Here is a 17,518-nt window from a genome sequence, read left to right on the forward strand (position 1 = left end):
GGCCCCATTGTGCGGTGCGTCAGGAGGCGAGCCAGGTGGCGGTGTACGTGTCGATCTCCGCGGCGATCCGCGCCTTGCCCTCCGGTTCCAGGAAGGACGCCTCGACCGCGTTCCTGGCGAGGTCGGCCAGGCCCCGCTCGTCCAGGTCGAGCAGGCGGGCGGCCACCGCGTACTCGTTGTTCAGGTCGGTGCCGAACATCGGCGGGTCGTCCGAGTTGATCGTCACCAGCACACCGGCGCGGACGAACTCCCTGACCGGGTGCTCGTCCAGGGTGCGCACCGCGCGGGTGGCGATGTTCGAGGTCGGGCAGACCTCCAGCGGGATGCGCCGCTCGGCGAGGTGCGCGAGCAGCTTCGGGTCCTGCGCGGAGCTGGTGCCGTGCCCGATGCGCTCCGCGCCCAGATGGGTCAGCGCGTCCCAGACGGTCTCCGGGCCGGTCGTCTCCCCGGCGTGCGGCACCGAGCGCAGTCCCGCGGCGATGGCCCGGTCGAAGTAGGGCTTGAACTGCGGCCGGGGCACCCCGATCTCGGGCCCGCCGAGACCGAACGACACCAGCCCCTCCGGCCGGAGCCGGTCGTCGGTGGCGAGCCGCGCCGTCTCCTCGGCCGCCTCCAGCCCGGCCTCTCCCGGGATGTCGAAGCACCAGCGCAGTACGGTCCCGAACTCGGCCTCGGCGGCCTTGCGGGCGTCCTCGATGGCGTCCATGAACGCCTTCGCGTCGATGCCGCGCCGGGTGGACGAGAAGGGGGTGAGGGTCAGCTCGGCGTACCGCACCTGCTGGCGGGCGAGGTCGCGGGCCACCTCGTAGGTGAGCAGCCGGACGTCCTCCGGGGTGCGGATCAGGTCGACCACCGACAGATAGACGTCGATGAAGTGGGCGAAGTCGGTGAAGGTGAAGTAGTCGGCCAGGGCCTCGGGGTCGGTGGGCACCCGGGAGTCGCGGTGCCGGGCGGCCAGCTCGGAGACGATGCGCGGGGAGGCGGAGCCGACGTGGTGGACGTGCAGTTCGGCCTTGGGCAGCCCGGCGATGAAGGTCCGCAGATCGCGGTCGGCCGTGCCGGTGGCGGGTACGGAGGTGTCGGTCAAGGGGGTCCTCCCCGGGACGGGCGCCCGCGCGGTGCTACTGCCGGCGGCGGGCGCGGTGATCGGCTGATCGGTTGCGCGCCAACATCGTAGGCCCCGGGCCGCGCCGTACCCCGCTGCCCGTAGCATGACGGGACGTCCAGCAACAGGGGGTCTTCCAGCATGTCCGACGAGTCGGCGTGGTCCGCGCCAGGCGAGTACGGCACCGGCGACCGGTCCACCGCGCCCGGCGTCTCCCTGGACAAGGGGGCGGCTTCCGCGCCCGGCCGGACGGGCCCGGCCCAGGACGCGGTGCACTACCAGGAGACGGTGACCTCGCTGCCCTCGGTACCGGACCCGGCCCCCTGGGCACCGCCCACGGCCGGCCCGTACCCATCCCCGGCACACCCCTCCGCACCCCCGGCGAACCCGTTCACGCCGCCGGCGCCGCAGCCCGCCGCCCAGCAGAACCCGTTCGCGCCGCCCGCCCCCATGGCGCCCGCCGCCGGTGAGCCGGTGCCTCCGCCGCCCATCGCCCCGACCGGCCCCGGCCCGGTGTCGTACGGCTATCCGCCGCAGGCGTCCTATCCGGGCGCGGGCGTGCCCGGCTACCCGATGGCGAACGGCTACGGCTGGTCCGGGATGCCTGCGCAGCCCAGCAACGGCATGGGCACGGCCTCCCTGGTGCTGGGCATCATCTCGGCGGTCGGCTTCCTGCTGTGGCCGGTGGCGCTGATCGTCGGCGTCCTCGCCGTCATCTTCGGCGCCGTCGGCCGGGCGAAGGTCACCCGGGGCGAGGCCACCAACCCGGGCATGGCGCTGGCCGGCATGATCTGCGGCGGCGTGGGCTTCGTCCTGGCCGCCGCCTTCCTCGCGCTCATCATCGCGATGAACGCCTGAGAGCCGCTGTGCACCGCTGAGGCGGGGCGGCGCTGACCCGCCCCCCCACGGCGCCCCCGGCGTCACCCCGCCGTGGCGAGCCGCTCTCTCGCCTCCATGAGAGCGAACCCCAGCAGGTTGGGCCCCCGCCACCGCTCCGGGTCCATGGCGGCCTCGTCGTCCGCGGTCAGGCCGATCCCCCAGACCCGGTCCACCGGACTGGCCTCCACCAGCACCCGGTCACCGGTGCCGAGCAGGAACCGACGCAGCTCCTCGTCGGCCGAGAACTTGTGCACGCTGCCCTCGACCACGATCCGGAACCGCTCCCGCTCCCACACCTCCTCGTCGAACCCGCGCACCAGTCGCCCGGCCTTCTTCGCCTCCGCGGGATGCCCGGCCGCCAGCACCCGCCGCAGCGCGTCGGCGTCCCCGAACAGCCGGGCCTTGCCGGCCATCATCCAGTGCTCGGCCGTCGCGTAGTGCTCCCCGTCCACCGCGAACGGTGACGGCCACCACTGACTCAGACAGCTCGCGCCGATCCTGCCGTCCGGCCGCGGCCGGTGCCCCCAGAAGTGGAGGTACTTCACTCGGGTCCCCGCTCCGACCTCCCTGATCAGCGCGTCCACCCCGTCGATCTTTCCCATGCACGCGAGTCTGGCACGCACCACTGACACTCCGTCCGCCCTTTTCCGCCGCGACTCGACACCTGGTCGACAGATTCCGTTGCGTAACCAAAAGGCAACAACGGAATCACTTGTTGCAGTCCTAGTGCTCTGTCAGGATCGGCACTCAAATCGAGCTGGAGCTACGCCACCCACCCCCGTCACGGGGCGTACGGCGGAGGAGAGCGACATGCACAACCCGGGCACCGCCACCCCGGACCGATTTCCCGCCGAGGACACATTCGCCGACGGCGCGCAGTTCATCGCGGGCCGGCTGACGAAGGGCACCTCGGGTCGTCACCACGCCGTGGTCGACCCGGCCACCGGCGCCGAGGTGTACACCTACGAGCTGGCCGGCACCGACGACGTCGACGTGGCCGTCGCCGCCGCCCGGGAGGCCTTCCCGGGCTGGTCCTCGGCCACCCCGGCCGAGCGCTCGGAGGCCCTGCACCGGTTCGCCGCCGTGCTCGCCGACGCCGGCCGTGCCGAGCAGCTGGCGCGCGCGGAGTCCCTCCAGTGCGGCAAGCCGCTCAAGCTCACCCGCGAGTTCGACGTGCCAGGCACCGTGGACAACACCGCCTTCTTCGCGGGCGCCGCCCGGCATCTGGCGGGGCAGTCGGCCGGTGAGTACTCCGGCGACCACACCTCGTACGTCCGGCGCGAGCCGATCGGCGTCGTCGGCTCCATCGCGCCCTGGAACTACCCGCTCCAGATGGCTGCCTGGAAGATCCTCCCGGCCATCGCCGCAGGCAACACGGTCGTACTGAAGCCCGCCGAGCTGACCCCGCTCACCTCGCTGCTGTTCGCGCAGGCCGCGACCGAGGCCGGGATCCCCGACGGGGTGATCAACATCGTCACCGGCACCGGCCGGGAGGCGGGCGAGCATCTCGTCGGCCACCCGGACGTGGCCATGACCTCCTTCACCGGCTCCACCGCGATCGGCAAGCGGGTCGCCGAGGTCGCCACCGCCACCGTCAAGCGGCTCCATCTGGAGCTGGGCGGCAAGGCGCCCTTCGTCGTCTTCGACGACGCCGACCTGACGGCGGCCGTGCACGGCGCGGTCGCGGGGGCGCTCATCAACAGCGGGCAGGACTGCACCGCCGCCACGCGCGCGTACGTCCAGCGACCGCTCTACGACGCCTTCGTCGAGCGGACCGCCGCACTGATGGAGACCGTACGGCTCGGCGACCCCTTCGCCCCCGGCACCGACCTCGGGCCGCTCGTCTCGCACGCCCAGCGGGACCGGGTCGCCGCTTTCGTGGACCGGGCACGCGCCTACGCGCGCGTGGTGACCGGCGGAGAGGCGCCGAAGGGCGAGCTGGAGCGGGGCGCCTACTACCGGCCCACCCTGATCGCCGACGCGGCCCAGGACAGCGAGATCGTCCAGTCCGAGATCTTCGGCCCGGTACTGGTCGTCCTTCCGTTCGACAGTGATGATGAGGGCATCCGGCTGGCCAACGACACCCCGTACGGCCTCGCCGCCTCCGCGTGGACCGGCAACGTCTACCGCGCCAACCGCGCCACCCGTGACCTCCGGGCCGGCTGCGTGTGGATCAACGACCACATCCCGATCATCAGCGAGATGCCGCACGGCGGCTACAAGGCGTCCGGCTTCGGCAAGGACATGTCGGTGTACTCATTCGAGGAGTACACGCAGGTCAAGCACGTAATGTTCGACAATACGGCGGTCGCCGAGAAGGACTGGCACCGCACGATCTTCGGGGACCGGTAGCAGCCGCCGTCCGGCGTCCGCGCCGGACAACGCAAGCGGCCCGGCTGCTGCCGGGTGTGACGTCCCGGCCCTCGACCAGGCCGACCACCCAACCCTCCCGAAAGGGCACCACGCGCATGGAGCAGTACGAGCCCGACCGCCTGACACCGGTCGAAGTCGCCGCCATACGGCGCAGCATGCGGAGCGGCAGGGCCGCCCTGACCCGCCGCTCGCTGCTGCGCGCCTCCGCGGGCGGCGCGCTCGCGGTCGGCGGACTCGGGGCGCTGAGCGCCTGCGGGATCCCCGCGGCGACCAAGACGCAAGGCGGCGTCTCCGCCGACGACCACTCGGCCAAGGAGAAGGTCGTCGACTTCTCCAACTGGCCCGAGTACATCGACGTGGACGACAAGGGCAAGCACCACCCCACGCTCGACGCGTTCGCCCGGCGGACCGGCATCCAGGTCAAGTACACCGAGGACATCAACGACAACGACGAGTTCTTCGGCAAGATCCAGCCGGAACTCGCCGCCGGCCAGGACACCGGCCGCGACCTGGTCGTCCTCACCGACTGGCTGGCCGCGCGCATGATCCGGCTGGGGTACGTCCAGAAACTGGACCCCGCCAACCTGCCGCACGCCTTCGCGAACCTGTCCGACCAGTTCCGCGCGCCCGACTGGGACCCGGGCAGGGCGTACTCGTACCCCTGGCAGGGCATCTCCACCGTCATCGCCTACAACAAGAAGGCGCTCGACGGCATCGAGGTGAAGTCGGTCTCCGACCTCCTCGACAACCCCAGGCTCAAGGGGCGCGTCGGCTTCCTCACCGAGATGCGCGACAGCATCGGCATGACCATGCTCGACATGGGCATCGACCCGGCGAAGTTCACCGCCGACGACTACGACAGGGTGACCGCCCGTCTCCAGAAGGCCGTCGACAAGGGCCAGATCCGCCGCTTCACCGGCAACGACTACACGTCCGACCTCAGCAAGGGCGACTTCGCCGCCTGCATCGCCTGGGGCGGCGACATCGTCCAGCTCCAGGCCGACAGCCCGGACATCGGCTACGTCCTCCCCGACAGCGGCTACATGACGTCGACCGACAACATGCTCATCCCCAACAAGGCGCGTCACAAGACGAACGCCGAGCGGCTCATCGACTACTTCTACGAGCCCGAGCCCGCCGCCGAGCTGGCCGCCTACATCAACTACGTGAGCCCCGTCGCGGGAGTGAAGCCCTATCTCGCGAAAATCGACAAGGAGGCGGCGAACAACCCGCTGATCCTCCCCGACAAGGCCATGCAGGCGAAGTCCCACGCCTTCCGCTCCCTGAGCGCGAAGGAAGAGACGACCTACCAGCAGAAGTTCTCGAAGCTCACAGGGGCGTGACGACGATGACGACACCAGACAACAGCGGCGACGTCCGCCTCTCCGGGATCACCAAGACGTACGGCGCCTTCACCGCCGTACACCCCCTGGACCTGACCGTGCCGCAGGGCTCCTTCTTCGCCCTGCTCGGCGCCTCCGGCTGCGGCAAGACCACCACCCTGCGCATGATCGCGGGCCTGGAGGAGCCCAGTGGCGGCACCGTGCGCCTCGGCGACCAGGACGTCACCCACCTGCCGCCGTACAAACGGCCGGTCAACACCGTCTTCCAGTCCTACGCCCTCTTCCCGCACCTCGACATCTTCGAGAACGTCGCCTTCGGTCTGCGCCGGCGCGGCATCAAGAGCGTGAAGAAGCAGGTCGAGGAGATGCTGGAGCTGGTCCAGCTCGGCGAGCAGGCGCGCAAGAAGCCGCACCAGCTCTCCGGCGGCCAGCAGCAGCGCGTCGCCGTGGCCCGCGCGCTCATCAACCACCCCAAGGTGCTCCTCCTCGACGAGCCGCTCGGCGCCCTGGACCTCAAGCTGCGCCGCCAGATGCAGCTGGAGCTGAAGCGCATCCAGACCGAGGTCGGCATCACCTTCGTCCATGTCACGCACGACCAGGAGGAGGCCATGACGATGGCCGACACGGTCGCCGTGATGAACGCCGGCCGCGTCGAGCAGCTCGGCTCGCCCGACGACCTCTACGAGAACCCGCAGTCGACGTTCGTCGCGAACTTCCTCGGCACCTCCAACCTCATCGAGGCCGAGGTCGACACCAAGAGCGGCGACGACATCGTGCTCAAGGCGGCCGATGGCAAGCTGGTGCTGCCCGCGGCGCGCTGTTCCGCGCCGGCCCGGACCGGCGGCAAGGTCCTGGTCGGCATCCGCCCCGAGAAGATCGCGCTCACGCACGCCGACGACGCGGGCTCGATCCCCGCGGGGCGCAACCGCCTGACCGGCAGGATCGCCGACGCCAGTTTCATCGGCGTCTCCACCCAGTACGTCATCGACAGCCCGGTCTGCGACGAGCTGGCGGTCTACGTCCAGAACGTCGAGCGGGACGGCCGGCTGGTGCCCGGCGCCGACGTCGTCCTGCACTGGAACCCGGCGCACACCTTCGGCCTCGACGCCGCCCAGTCCGTTCTCGATGGGACAGTGGGCTCCGCGGGCACCGAGGAAGAGGCGGCCGCCTGATGTCGACCCTCACCGAGGCGCCACCGCCGCTCGCCCCCGCCGAGCCGAAGCGCAAGCCACCGCGCAAGCGCGGCCGCTGGACGCCGTACTGGCTGCTGCTGCCCGGCATGCTCTGGCTGGTCGTGTTCTTCGCGCTGCCGATGATCTACCAGGCCTCCACCTCCGTGCAGACCGGCTCGCTGGAGACCGGCTACAAGGTCACCTGGCACTTCGCGACCTACTGGGACGCCCTGTCCGAGTACTGGCCGCAGTTCCTGCGGTCCGTCCTCTACGCTGCCGGGTCGACCCTGCTGTGCCTGCTGCTCGGCTATCCGCTGGCCTATCTGATCGCCTTCCGCGCGGGCCGCTGGCGCAACCTGATCATGGTCCTGGTGATCGCGCCGTTCTTCACCAGCTTCCTGATCCGCACCCTCGCCTGGAAGACGATCCTCGCCGACAACGGCCCGGTCGTGCACGCCCTGAACGCGGCGCACATCCTGGACCTGACCAACTGGCTCGGCTGGACGGCCGGCGACCGCGTCCTCGCCACCCCGCTGGCGGTGGTGTGCGGACTGACGTACAACTTCCTGCCGTTCATGATCCTGCCGCTGTACACCTCGCTGGAGCGGATCGACGGACGGCTGCACGAGGCCGCCGGCGACCTGTACGCGCGGCCCTGGACCACCTTCCGCAAGGTGACCTTCCCGCTGTCGATGCCCGGCGTGGTCTCCGGCACGCTGCTGACCTTCATCCCGGCGGCCGGTGACTACGTCAACGCGGAACTGCTCGGCTCCACCGACACCCGCATGATCGGCAACGTCATCCAGACGCAGTTCCTGCGGATTCTGGACTATCCGACGGCGGCCGCCCTCTCCTTCATCCTCATGGCCGCGATCCTGGCCATGGTCACGATCTACATCCGCCGGTCGGGGACGGAGGACCTGGTCTAAATGCCCTTCGTCAACTGGTTCAAGCGCCGTCTCGTCGTCATCGCGGGACTTCTCACGCTCGCGTATCTCCTGCTGCCCAACGTCATCGTGACGGTGTTCTCCTTCAACAAACCGAAGGGGCGCTTCAACTACGCCTGGCAGCAGTTCTCCCTGGACGCCTGGAAACAGCCGTGCGGCGTCGCCGACATGTGCGGCTCGCTGTCCCTCAGCCTCCAGATCGCGGTCTGGGCGACGGTCGGCGCGACCGCCCTCGGCACGATGATCGCCTTCGCGCTGGTCCGCTACCGCTTCCGCGCGCGCGGCGCGGTGAACTCGCTGATCTTCCTGCCGATGGCGATGCCCGAGGTCGTCATGGCCGCCTCGCTGCTCACCCTGTTCCTCAACATGGGGGCCCAGCTGGGCTTCTGGACGATCCTCATCGCCCACATCATGTTCTGTCTGAGCTTCGTCGTCACCGCGGTCAAGGCGCGCGTGATGTCGATGGACCCGCGCCTGGAGGAGGCCGCCCGGGACCTGTACGCCGGGCCCGTGCAGACCTTCCTGCGGGTCACCCTGCCGATCGCGGCACCCGGAATCGCCGCGGGCGCGCTGCTGTCCTTCGCGCTCTCCTTCGACGATTTCATCATCACCAATTTCAACGCCGGCTCGACGGTCACCTTTCCCATGTTCGTCTGGGGTTCGGCGCAGCGCGGAACACCGGTCCAGATCAATGTGATCGGCACGGCCATGTTCCTCGTCGCGGTGCTCATCACACTGACCTCGATGCTCATCACCAACCGCCGTAGCAAGCAAAAGGCATAAGCCTTTTCGGGGATTCCTCTGTAGGGAGTTGAAATCATGGCCCCAAGCGCCATGAGCCGTGGCCAAGACAACTGGATCGCCTCTCTCTCCGAAGCCCAGCCGGTCCCGTACTGGCTGGAAGACCCTGGCAAGCCCCACCCCGAGCCCGCGCTGACCACCGCCGAGACCTGCGACCTGCTGGTCGTCGGCGGTGGGTACAGCGGACTGTGGGCCGCGCTCAACGCCAAGGAGCGCGACCCGCAGCGGGATGTGGTCCTGCTGGAAGGCCGCGAGGTGGGCTGGGCCGCCTCCGGCCGCAACGGCGGCTTCTGCGCCGCCTCCCTCACCCACGGGCTGGCCAACGGCCTGGCCCGCTGGCCGGACGAGATCCACCGGCTGGAGGAGCTGGGCCGGCGCAACCTCGACGAGATCGAGGCGGCCGTCGCCCGGCACGGCATCGACTGCGACTTCGAGCGCACCGGCGAGATCGACGTCGCGACCGAGACCTACCAGGCCTGGGAGCTGCGCGACTGGCACCGGGAGCTGGAGCAGCGGGGCCTCGCGGACGGCGTCGAGTTCCTGGACGCCGACGCCGTGCGCGAACAGGTGAACTCGCCCACCTTCGAGGCGGGCCTGTGGGACCGCCGGGGCGTGGCCATGCTGCACCCGGCGAAGCTGGCCTGGGGCCTGAAGCGGGCCTGCCTCCGGCTCGGCGTGCGGATCCACGAGCACACCCCGGCCCTGACCCTGAAGCAGTACGGCGCCGGGATGGCCGTCACCACCCCGTACGGCTCGGTGCGCGCCCGCAAGGTCGTGCTCGCCACGAACATCTTCCCCAGCCTGCTGCGCCGGGTCCGCTCCTACACCGTCCCGGTCTACGACTACGCGCTGATGACCGAGCCGCTCACCGCCGACCAGCTGGCGGCGGTCGGCTGGAAGAACCGGCAGGGCCTCGGCGACTCGGCCAACCAGTTCCACTACTTCCGGCTGTCCGCCGACAACCGCGTCCTGTGGGGCGGCTACGACGCCATCCACCACTACGGCGGCCGGGTGCGGGCGGAGTACGACGACCGCCCGGAGACGTACGCCAAGCTCGCCGGGCACTTCTTCACCTGCTTCCCGCAGCTGGAGGGCGTCCGCTTCACCCACGCCTGGGGCGGCGCCATCGACACCTGCTCGCGGTTCTCGGCGTTCTTCGGCACCGCGCACCAGGGCCGGGTGGCGTACGCGGCCGGCTACACCGGCCTCGGGGTCGGCGCCACCCGCTTCGGCGCCGATGTGATGCTGGACCTGCTGGACGGCGAGGACACCGAGCGGACCCGGCTGGAGATGGTCCGCAAGAAGCCGCTGCCGTTCCCGCCGGAGCCGTTCGCCTGGACCGGGATCGCGCTCACCAAGTGGTCCCTGGCCCGCGCGGACGCCCACGGCGGCCGGCGCAATCTGTGGCTGCGGGCCATGGACCGGCTGGGCCTGGGCTTCGACAGCTGAAGCCGGTCACGGATGTGTGACCCAGCTCACACCTCCCGGCGCGCGGAAGTCGCGTAATGCTCCACGAGCGGCCTCCCTCTCTCCTCCCGACACCCCGGGCCCGACGGCCGGGCGCGGGAAGGAGCGAGAGGGAGGCCTTCGATGAGTGGGGCGAAGACGGCGGTCGAGTGGCTGGCATCGGTCGCGCCGGATCCCGACGCCTGCCGCTGGGAATGGGAGCGCAACCCGCTCGGGGTCGCGCTGCTGCCCGCCGGCCAGGCCTGGGACGTGCTGATCCTGCCGGGCGACCTCGGCTATCCGACCCTGGACGTGCTCACCCGCGTCCTCGACCGACCCGGCCCGGTGCTCGTCGACTTCGGCGACAACCGGGTCGGGTTCTTCGTGCCGCCGGGCACCGCGGCCCGCTGGCTCGGCACCGGTGTCCGGACCGCCGGGCCGGGCACCTGGATCGTCGTACCGTACCCGGGCCGGGCCACCCGGGGGGTGCGCTGGCTGGTACCGCCGGACGGCTCGGGCACGCTGACCGATCCGGCGCTGCTGGAGCTGGCGATGCACGAGGCCGCGGCGGGCCAGGCCGAACCGCGGGGCGAGCGCGACTAGGCGGCCTCGGAGGGCCGCCGCTTGCATTCCCCGCCCTCGACGGCTCCAGAAGACGTTCGACGCGTACTCCGGCTGATCACCAGGGCGAGGACGGCCAGCAGCACGGTGCACAGACACCAGCTGGCCACCACGTCCAGCGGCCAGTGGTAGCCGTGCCGGACCAGGCCGTACGACACCCCGAGCACCAGGAGCGCGCAGCCGGCGACCAGGCCTCGGCGGGCGGCCGGGGAGCGCAGCCGGGGGAGCAGCAGCAGGACCGCCGAGCCGTAGGCGACGGCCGCGGTCGCCGTATGGCCGGAGGGGTAGTAGCCGACGGCCGGGGGCACCACGGGGGTTCCCGGCCGGGCGGTCCAGTCCTTCAGCGGCACGACGATCGCCGGTACGACCGCCATCAGCACGGCGGCGCCGAGCGGCGGCACCCACCAGCGGGCGGCGCCGGTGGCCCGGCCCCGCCACAGGGCGTACCCGATGACGAGCGCGAGCACCGGGACGGCGACCTGGATGTCGCCGAGGTCGGAGAGCAGCTGGGAGAGGCGGTCCGGATGGACGAGGGCCCGGCTGAGCCGGGAGTCCAGCCGCAGCAGCGGGCCGTGACCGGCCACCTGCCAGGTGATCACGGCGAAGAGAACGGCCGGGACGGCGAGGAGAACGGCCGGGCGGAACGGGCGACGGGACGACACGGGCCCAGCTTCGCAGGTGCGGTGTCCCAGGAGAGGGAGCGGGGGAAGGAGGTCGGCCGCCCCGGAACAGGGGGGGATGGTTCCGAGGCGGCCGTCCGGACCGGAACGTCGCGCGCCCCGGGGGGTTTGGGGCGGCGACCGTCCGATCGGTGAGGAGATCCCGGAGCCGTCAGGCCCCGGTCGTGTGCGCGAGGGCACGGCCAGGTCGAAGCTGGGGAGGCCTCGGCCTGAGACCGCCCACAGTCCCCTGTGGGCGGGGTGTATCTCTCATCCCGAGAGAACCTACGGCAGGCGGTGGCGCTTGGGCAGACGGATCGGCCTTACGTCATCCACCTCGCACACCTTCTTCACACGCCCTGCCGCAGACGCTCAGGAACTGCTCAGACGGCCGCGAACGCCTGCTCGATGATGTCGAGACCCTCGTTCAGCAGGTCCTCGCCGATGACCAGCGGCGGCAGGAAGCGCAGCACGTTGCCGTAGGTGCCACAGGTCAGGACCAGCAGGCCCTCGGCGTGGCAGGCCTTGGCCAGCGCGGCGGTGGCCTCCGGGTTGGGCTGCTTGGTGGTGCGGTCCTTGACCAGCTCGATCGCGATCATCGCGCCGCGCCCGCGGATGTCACCGATGATGTCGAACTTCTCGGCCATGGCGGCGAGGCGACCCTTCATGATCTCCTCGATGCGCTTGGCCTTGCCGTTGAGGTCGAGCTCCTTCATGGTCTCGATGGCACCGAGCGCACCGGCGCAGGCGACCGGGTTGCCGCCGTAGGTACCGCCGAGCCCGCCGGCGTGCGCGGCGTCCATGATCTCGGCGCGGCCGGTGACGGCGGCGAGCGGCAGACCACCGGCGATGCCCTTGGCGGTGGTGATGAGGTCCGGGACGATGCCCTCGTCCTCGCAGGCGAACCACTGGCCGGTGCGGCAGAAGCCGGACTGGATCTCGTCCGCGACGAAGACGATCCCGTTGTCCGCGGCGAACTGGCGGATCGCCGGGAGGAAGCCCTTGGCCGGCTCGATGAAGCCGCCCTCGCCCAGCACCGGCTCGATGATGATCGCGGCGACGTTGTCCGCGCCGACCTGCTTGGTGATCTGGTCGATGGCCTGCGCGGCGGCCTCGGGGCCGGCGTTCTCCGCACCGGTCGGCCAGCGGTAGCCGTACGCCACCGGCACGCGGTACACCTCGGGCGCGAACGGCCCGAAGCCGTGCTTGTACGGCATGTTCTTCGCGGTGAGCGCCATGGTGAGGTTGGTGCGCCCGTGGTAGCCGTGGTCGAACACCACCACGGCCTGCCGCTTGGTGTACGCACGCGCGATCTTCACGGCGTTCTCGACGGCCTCGGCACCGCTGTTGAACAGCGCGGACTTCTTGGCGTGGTCACCCGGGGTCAGCTCGGCCAGCGCCTCGGCGACCTCCACGTACCCCTCGTACGGGGTGACCATGAAACAGGTGTGGGTGAAGTCGGCGAGCTGGGCGGAGGCACGCCGTACGACGGCCTCGGCGGAGGCGCCGACGCTGGTCACGGCGATGCCGGAACCGAAGTCGATGAGGCGGTTGCCGTCGACGTCCTCGATGATGCCGCCGCCCGCGCGCGTGGTGAACACCGGCAGCACCGAGCCCACGCCCTGCGCGACCGCGGCGGTGCGGCGGGCCTGCAGCTCCTGCGACTTCGGGCCGGGGATGGCGGTGACGACGCGGCGCTCCTGCGGAAGTGCGGTCATGGGGGCTCCCTGATGATCTTTCGGGCGGCGGTACGGGGTGCGTTTTTCGGACGCTTACCTACTCTTTCTTCGCAGGCTAGGGCCGGGGGTGGAGGCTGGGCATGCTCCATGTGGGCGTTGTCGGAGACCCGGCTTGTCCGCCGTGGACATAGTCGTGGGCCCGCGCACCACTCGCCCGGCGGCGCCTGTCGGCCGTGTAAGCGGTGAACTCCCCTTGTCGGGGCGTTAGATTGGCTCGCTGATGGCTGATGACGGACGGACCGGCTGGTCAGGGGGCAGACGGATGGACAGCAACAACACCCGCGACCCACGCGGCACCCATCCAACCCCCCTACCCCACCCCACACCCCCACGGGAAGCCCCTGCGGTGCCGCCACGGCCGACGAGGGCACCGGACATGCCGCCCTTGGCCGCCCAGACCCCCCGCCCCTCGCATCCACCACATCCCCGCCCGGCGGTCGCCGACTGGCTCGACGCGCCGCGCCCGTCCGCCGAGCCCGGCATCTGGCGCTACGGCTACCGTCAGGCCAAGGCCGCGTCGCAGGGACAGCGCCTGGCCCCCGTGACCATCGTCGGCTTCGTCGTCCCCCTGGTGGCGGGCCTGCTCCTGTGGTCCCTGTGGCGGCACGGCAGCATCCCCTACCAGTGGACCATCCTCAAGCTGCTCACCCCGGACGACTGGTGGTGGGGCGGCACGACGACACCCAAGACCTACCAGGGCGCCGAGGCCATCACGGTCGCCGACGGCGTGGTCTTCGCCCTCCTCGTCTACGCCATGGCGCGTCTGGGCAGCTGGTCCGACATCATCCGGCACCTGGTCGCCCGCCGTGAGCAACCCGCTCGGGCCCTCCTCGCCGCCCTCGGTGCACTGGTCGCACTGGCCTTCGTCTTCCCCAGCGCGTTCGGTCTCGGCTGGGACGCGCTGCCCGTCCAGGACCCGGTCTTCTCGCTTGTCGTCCTGGTCACCGGCGGCTATGCCGTGTTCGGCTCGCAACTGCTCACGGACGGGTTGTACCTGCTTGTCACGCTGCTGGTGCTGTGGCCGTTCGCCCGGCTCGGCGGCTGGTGGCCCCTTGCCAAGGAGGCGCTCGCCGCCCGGGAACGGGCGAAGACGGCCCAGACCACCCCCACGTCGTCCGTCGAGCGGCGGCCGTCGCAGTGGCCCGAACTGCGGGAGGCCGGTCAGCATCAGGCGGCGGACGTGCTCGCCGCCGAGGTGCACGCCGGCCGGATGAACGACGTGGACTGCGTCCGGATCGGCCACATGTGGACCGTGAGCCGTGCGAGGGCTCGGCTCGCCTCCTTCACCGACACGGTGGTGCGTGAGGGTGCCGCCGCCTGGACGCATCCCTCCGGTGTGCGCGATCTGCCGGGCCGGGCCGCCCGGCACGATCTGCTCGCCGGACAGGTGCGCATCGGACAGTGGGTGGCGGGGGATCGCACTCCGCCCGCCTACGGCGGTGCCGGGGCCGCGCTGGCACCGGAGACCCTCGGCACGTCACTGCTGGCCGTCGGGCCCTCGGGCTCCGGCAAGACGCACCACCTGATCCGGCCCGTCGTGGAGTCGCTCGGACTACAGGCGCTCGCCGGGCGGTGCGCCGTCGTCGCGGTCTGCGCGGCGGGTACTCCGCTCGGGCCGGACTCCGCCTATGACGTCGTCGTACGCCTCGGTGACCCCGCGTCCGTGCACGACCTCGACCCGTACGCGGAATCCGACGACCCGGACGAGGCGGCCGCCTTCCTGGCCGAGGGGCTGGCCGGCGACCTGGACGCGGCGAGCGGGCAGCGGGCGGCCACCGCACTCGCCCAGCTTCTCGGCCCCTACCGGGCGGCGTACGGACGTTTTCCGACGCTGCCCGTGCTGCGCGAACTCCTGGACGGGGAGCCCGTGGCGCTGGCCGCGCTGCACACGGCGCTGGAGGGGCCGGAGCATGCGGCGATGCGCCGCGAGCTGGATGCGCGTGCGCGGCAGGCGGGCAGCGCGGGCGATCCCGGCCCCGTCCTGGCCGACCGGCTCGCCGTGCTGGACCGTCCGGCGTTCGCCGAGTTCTTCGGCGCGGACGGCGGCAGCCCCCGGCCGTTCTCCCTGCGTGCCATCGCCCACCATCCGCTGCGGGTCCGTATCGACCTGCCCGAACGCGGCCACGAAGAGGCGTCCCGGATCGTCACCCGGCTGGTGCTCGCACAGTTCGGGTCCGTCGCGACGGCAGGCGAACGGGAGCATTTCGCATGCCTCGTCCTGGACGACGCCACCGGCGCGGTGACGACCGAGTCGGTCCGCCGCATCCAGCGGCTGCGCTCCCGGAACGCGGGCGTGGTGCTCGCCCTGCGCACGGTCGGTGACGTACCCGAGGCGCTGCACGGGCCGCTGTACGCGGCCGTCGGCTGTCGTATGGCGTTCTCCGGGGTCACCACATGGGACGGCAGCAGGTTCGCGGATGCCTGGGGGACCCAGTGGGTGGAGACCCGGGACATCGCCCGGCACACCGTCTTCGCGGACCAGCCGATGACCCGCGCGATCCACGCCCTGCGCAAGCTGGTGACCGGCAAGGCGGTGACCACGGAGGCCGTCACCGTTCGGCAGGTCGAGCGGGAGCGGTGGTCTGCTTCCGAGTTGGCGCATGGCGTTCCCGCCGGGCATGCCGTGTTGTCGTTGACCACCGTGCAGGGGGAGCACGCGCCGCCGTTGCTGGTGGATCTGCGGGGGTGAGGTGGCCGCCCGGGATCGTACGGTGAGGCAGAATCGGCTTAGGTTGTTCATACGTGACGGCCAATAGATCGCAACGATCACCGGATCTCCTCACCGTGAAGGCCCCATGCCCCTGACGCTCGCCTCCCTCGTCCACCACTCCGCGCTCAAGCTGACCGTGCGCGCGGGCGAGGACCGGCTCGACGTGCCCGTCCGCTGGGCGCACGTCAGCGAGCTGGCCGACCCCGTGCCGTACATGGAGGGCGGCGAGCTGCTGCTGATCACCGCGCTGAAGCTGGACGCGGAGGACCCCGAGGTGATGCGCCGGTATGTGAAGCGGCTCGTCGGGGCGGGGGTCGTGGGGCTCGGCTTCGCCGTGGGGGTGAATTACGAGGAGATTCCGGGGGCGCTGGTCGACGCGTGCGCCGCCGAGGGGCTGCCGCTGCTCGAAGTGCCGCGCCGTACCCCCTTCCTCGCCATCAGCAAGGCCGTCTCCGCCGCCATCGCCGCCGACCAGTACCGCGCGGTGACCGCCGGCTTCGCCGCCCAGCGCGAGCTGACCCGGCAGGCGCTCGGCTCCGGGCCCGAGGGACTGCTCGGCGCCCTCGCCGCCCAGGTCGACGGATGGGCCGCGCTGTACGACGCCTCGGGCGCCGTCGTCGCCGCCGCACCGGAGTGGGCCGGGCGGCGGGCCGCACGGCTCACCGCGGACGTGGAGCGGCTGCGCGACCGGCCCGCCCCGGCGTCGTCCGTGGTCGGCGGCCCGGACCACGAGGACCGGGTCGAACTGCACTCGCTGGGCACCGGACGGCGGCCCCGCGCCGCCCTCGCCGTGGGCACCGCCGCCGCCCTCGGCACCGCCGAGCGCTACGCCGTCCACTCCGCCATCGCCCTGCTCACCCTCACCACCGAACGCTCCCGCTCCCTGCACGCGGCCGAGCAGCGGGTCGGCGCGGCGGTGCTGCGCATGCTGCTCGCCGCCGAGCCCGACCACGCCCGGGCCGTCGCCGGGGACCTGTACGGCGGGCTGCTCGACGCGCCGTTCCGGATGATCGTCGCCGAGTCGGTGCCCGGTCCGGCCGCCGCCCGGGCGCAGGGCACCGCCGCGGCCGGGGATCCGCTGGGCGCGCTCGGCGAGACCGTGGAGTCCGCCGCCGCCCGGGCCGGCGAGGCCGTGCTGGTCGTACCCGAGGGGGAGCGGCTGGTCGTGCTGGCCGCGGACGGCGGCGCGGCCGCGGCGGCGTGCACGCAGCACGCGGCGACGCTGGAGGCGGCCCGCGCCGTACCGGAGAAGGCGGCCGCCGAGGAGCAGGAGCTGGTCGTCGGCCTGTCCGCACCGGCCGGGCCGATCGCCGCTGCCGCCGCCTACAAGCAGGCCGAGCAGGCGCTGTCGGTGGCCCGGCGGCGCGGCCGGGTGCTGGTCGAGCACGAGCAGCTGGCCGCCGGGTCCGTGCTGCCGCTGCTCGCCGACGACGCGGTGAAGGCGTTCGCCGACGGGCTGCTGCGCGCGCTGCACGAGCACGACGCGACCGGGCGCGGGGATCTGGTCGCCTCGCTGCGGGCCTGGCTGTCCCGGCACGGCCAGTGGGACGCGGCCGCGGCGGACCTCGGGGTGCACCGGCACACCCTGCGGTACCGGATGCGCCGGGTCGAGGAGATCCTGGGGCGCAGCCTGGACGACCCGGACGTCCGGATGGAGCTGTGGCTCGCCCTCAAGGCGACCTCGCCGGACTGACCAGGCCCTACTCCGCCAATCCGTAGCACC

Annotated in this window: 14 protein-coding genes; 10 read left to right on the plus strand and 4 right to left on the minus strand. The window is 71.7% G+C overall.

Going from position 1 to position 17,518, the window contains the following annotated elements; translation table 11 throughout:
* Positions 1 to 19: 19 nt before the first annotated feature.
* Positions 20 to 1,213, minus strand: a complete 1,194-nt coding sequence (locus ACZ5CZ_RS01760; protein WP_385839665.1) for an adenosine deaminase — start codon at positions 1,211 to 1,213, stop codon at positions 20 to 22.
* A gap of 33 nt (positions 1,214 to 1,246) precedes the next feature.
* Here ACZ5CZ_RS01760 and ACZ5CZ_RS01765 point away from each other — a divergent pair, with 33 nt between their 5' ends.
* On the plus strand, positions 1,247 to 1,963 hold the full coding sequence (locus tag ACZ5CZ_RS01765; RefSeq protein WP_468938272.1) for a DUF4190 domain-containing protein: 717 nt from the start codon (positions 1,247 to 1,249) through the stop codon (positions 1,961 to 1,963).
* A gap of 62 nt (positions 1,964 to 2,025) precedes the next feature.
* Here ACZ5CZ_RS01765 and ACZ5CZ_RS01770 read toward each other — a convergent pair whose 3' ends face one another.
* Entirely contained in the window at positions 2,026 to 2,586 is a 561-nt protein-coding gene (locus ACZ5CZ_RS01770; protein ID WP_468938275.1) for an NADAR family protein, read from the minus strand.
* A gap of 208 nt (positions 2,587 to 2,794) precedes the next feature.
* Between ACZ5CZ_RS01770 and ACZ5CZ_RS01775 the strand changes: the two genes are divergently transcribed.
* The 7 genes from ACZ5CZ_RS01775 (at position 2,795) to ACZ5CZ_RS01805 (ending at position 10,669) form a co-directional block, all read left to right on the plus strand.
* A complete protein-coding gene (locus ACZ5CZ_RS01775; protein ID WP_468938277.1) occupies positions 2,795 to 4,336 on the plus strand; it encodes a gamma-aminobutyraldehyde dehydrogenase in 1,542 nt (513 codons plus the stop codon).
* 116 nt (positions 4,337 to 4,452) lie between these two features.
* On the plus strand, positions 4,453 to 5,700 hold the full coding sequence (locus ACZ5CZ_RS01780) for a polyamine ABC transporter substrate-binding protein (RefSeq protein ID WP_385839661.1): 1,248 nt from the start codon (positions 4,453 to 4,455) through the stop codon (positions 5,698 to 5,700).
* A 5-nt stretch (positions 5,701 to 5,705) separates the two neighbouring features.
* Positions 5,706 to 6,872 carry an ABC transporter ATP-binding protein gene (locus ACZ5CZ_RS01785; protein ID WP_468938281.1) on the plus strand — a complete coding sequence of 389 codons (1,167 nt, stop codon included), beginning with the start codon at positions 5,706 to 5,708 and terminating at the stop codon, positions 6,870 to 6,872.
* A complete protein-coding gene (locus ACZ5CZ_RS01790; RefSeq protein ID WP_468938284.1) occupies positions 6,872 to 7,801 on the plus strand; it encodes an ABC transporter permease in 930 nt (309 codons plus the stop codon). Before ACZ5CZ_RS01785 ends, ACZ5CZ_RS01790 begins: the two co-directional genes overlap by 1 nt.
* Positions 7,802 to 8,602 carry an ABC transporter permease gene (locus ACZ5CZ_RS01795; RefSeq protein WP_385839657.1) on the plus strand — a complete coding sequence of 267 codons (801 nt, stop codon included), beginning with the start codon at positions 7,802 to 7,804 and terminating at the stop codon, positions 8,600 to 8,602.
* A 36-nt stretch (positions 8,603 to 8,638) separates the two neighbouring features.
* The gene (locus ACZ5CZ_RS01800) at positions 8,639 to 10,069 is read left to right on the plus strand and encodes an NAD(P)/FAD-dependent oxidoreductase (RefSeq protein WP_468938288.1); all 1,431 of its coding nucleotides are present in this window, start codon (positions 8,639 to 8,641) and stop codon (positions 10,067 to 10,069) included.
* Positions 10,070 to 10,210: 141 nt separating this feature from the next.
* Positions 10,211 to 10,669: a hypothetical protein gene (locus ACZ5CZ_RS01805; RefSeq protein ID WP_385839655.1), complete on the plus strand. Its 459-nt coding sequence runs from the start codon at positions 10,211 to 10,213 to the stop codon at positions 10,667 to 10,669.
* On the opposite strand, the gene ACZ5CZ_RS01810 is transcribed toward ACZ5CZ_RS01805, so the two are convergent.
* On the minus strand, positions 10,666 to 11,349 hold the full coding sequence (locus ACZ5CZ_RS01810) for a phosphatase PAP2 family protein (protein WP_468938292.1): 684 nt from the start codon (positions 11,347 to 11,349) through the stop codon (positions 10,666 to 10,668). The two genes, ACZ5CZ_RS01805 and ACZ5CZ_RS01810, sit on opposite strands and share 4 nt — an antisense overlap.
* A 380-nt stretch (positions 11,350 to 11,729) precedes the next feature.
* Positions 11,730 to 13,064 carry a 4-aminobutyrate--2-oxoglutarate transaminase gene (gene gabT, locus ACZ5CZ_RS01815; protein WP_385839653.1) on the minus strand — a complete coding sequence of 445 codons (1,335 nt, stop codon included), beginning with the start codon at positions 13,062 to 13,064 and terminating at the stop codon, positions 11,730 to 11,732.
* 283 nt (positions 13,065 to 13,347) lie between these two features.
* Here gabT and ACZ5CZ_RS01820 point away from each other — a divergent pair, with 283 nt between their 5' ends.
* Positions 13,348 to 15,774 (plus strand): ATP/GTP-binding protein, encoded by a 2,427-nt coding sequence (locus ACZ5CZ_RS01820; protein WP_468938295.1) that lies wholly within the window; start codon positions 13,348 to 13,350, stop codon positions 15,772 to 15,774.
* Between the two features lie 106 nt (positions 15,775 to 15,880).
* Complete coding sequence (locus tag ACZ5CZ_RS01825; RefSeq protein WP_468938298.1) at positions 15,881 to 17,488, plus strand: PucR family transcriptional regulator; 1,608 nt, start codon at positions 15,881 to 15,883, stop codon at positions 17,486 to 17,488.
* Positions 17,489 to 17,518 lie beyond the last annotated feature (30 nt).

This window comes from Streptomyces sp. NPDC031418 (assembly GCF_055581605.1).

What these genes read in the sequence shown, in the direction of transcription:
- ACZ5CZ_RS01760 (WP_385839665.1), bottom strand. Translation starts at nt 1,213, where the DNA reads ATGCTACGGGCAGCGGGGTACGGCGCGGCCCGGGGCCTACGATGTTGG.
- ACZ5CZ_RS01765 (WP_468938272.1), top strand. Translation starts at nt 1,247, where the DNA reads ATGTCCGACGAGTCGGCGTGGTCCGCGCCAGGCGAGTACGGCACCGGC.
- ACZ5CZ_RS01770 (WP_468938275.1), bottom strand. Translation starts at nt 2,586, where the DNA reads ATGGGAAAGATCGACGGGGTGGACGCGCTGATCAGGGAGGTCGGAGCG.
- ACZ5CZ_RS01775 (WP_468938277.1), top strand. Translation starts at nt 2,795, where the DNA reads ATGCACAACCCGGGCACCGCCACCCCGGACCGATTTCCCGCCGAGGAC.
- ACZ5CZ_RS01780 (WP_385839661.1), top strand. Translation starts at nt 4,453, where the DNA reads ATGGAGCAGTACGAGCCCGACCGCCTGACACCGGTCGAAGTCGCCGCC.
- ACZ5CZ_RS01785 (WP_468938281.1), top strand. Translation starts at nt 5,706, where the DNA reads ATGACGACACCAGACAACAGCGGCGACGTCCGCCTCTCCGGGATCACC.
- ACZ5CZ_RS01790 (WP_468938284.1), top strand. Translation starts at nt 6,872, where the DNA reads ATGTCGACCCTCACCGAGGCGCCACCGCCGCTCGCCCCCGCCGAGCCG.
- ACZ5CZ_RS01795 (WP_385839657.1), top strand. Translation starts at nt 7,802, where the DNA reads ATGCCCTTCGTCAACTGGTTCAAGCGCCGTCTCGTCGTCATCGCGGGA.
- ACZ5CZ_RS01800 (WP_468938288.1), top strand. Translation starts at nt 8,639, where the DNA reads ATGGCCCCAAGCGCCATGAGCCGTGGCCAAGACAACTGGATCGCCTCT.
- ACZ5CZ_RS01805 (WP_385839655.1), top strand. Translation starts at nt 10,211, where the DNA reads ATGAGTGGGGCGAAGACGGCGGTCGAGTGGCTGGCATCGGTCGCGCCG.
- gabT (WP_385839653.1), bottom strand. Translation starts at nt 13,064, where the DNA reads ATGACCGCACTTCCGCAGGAGCGCCGCGTCGTCACCGCCATCCCCGGC.
- ACZ5CZ_RS01820 (WP_468938295.1), top strand. Translation starts at nt 13,348, where the DNA reads ATGGACAGCAACAACACCCGCGACCCACGCGGCACCCATCCAACCCCC.
- ACZ5CZ_RS01825 (WP_468938298.1), top strand. Translation starts at nt 15,881, where the DNA reads ATGCCCCTGACGCTCGCCTCCCTCGTCCACCACTCCGCGCTCAAGCTG.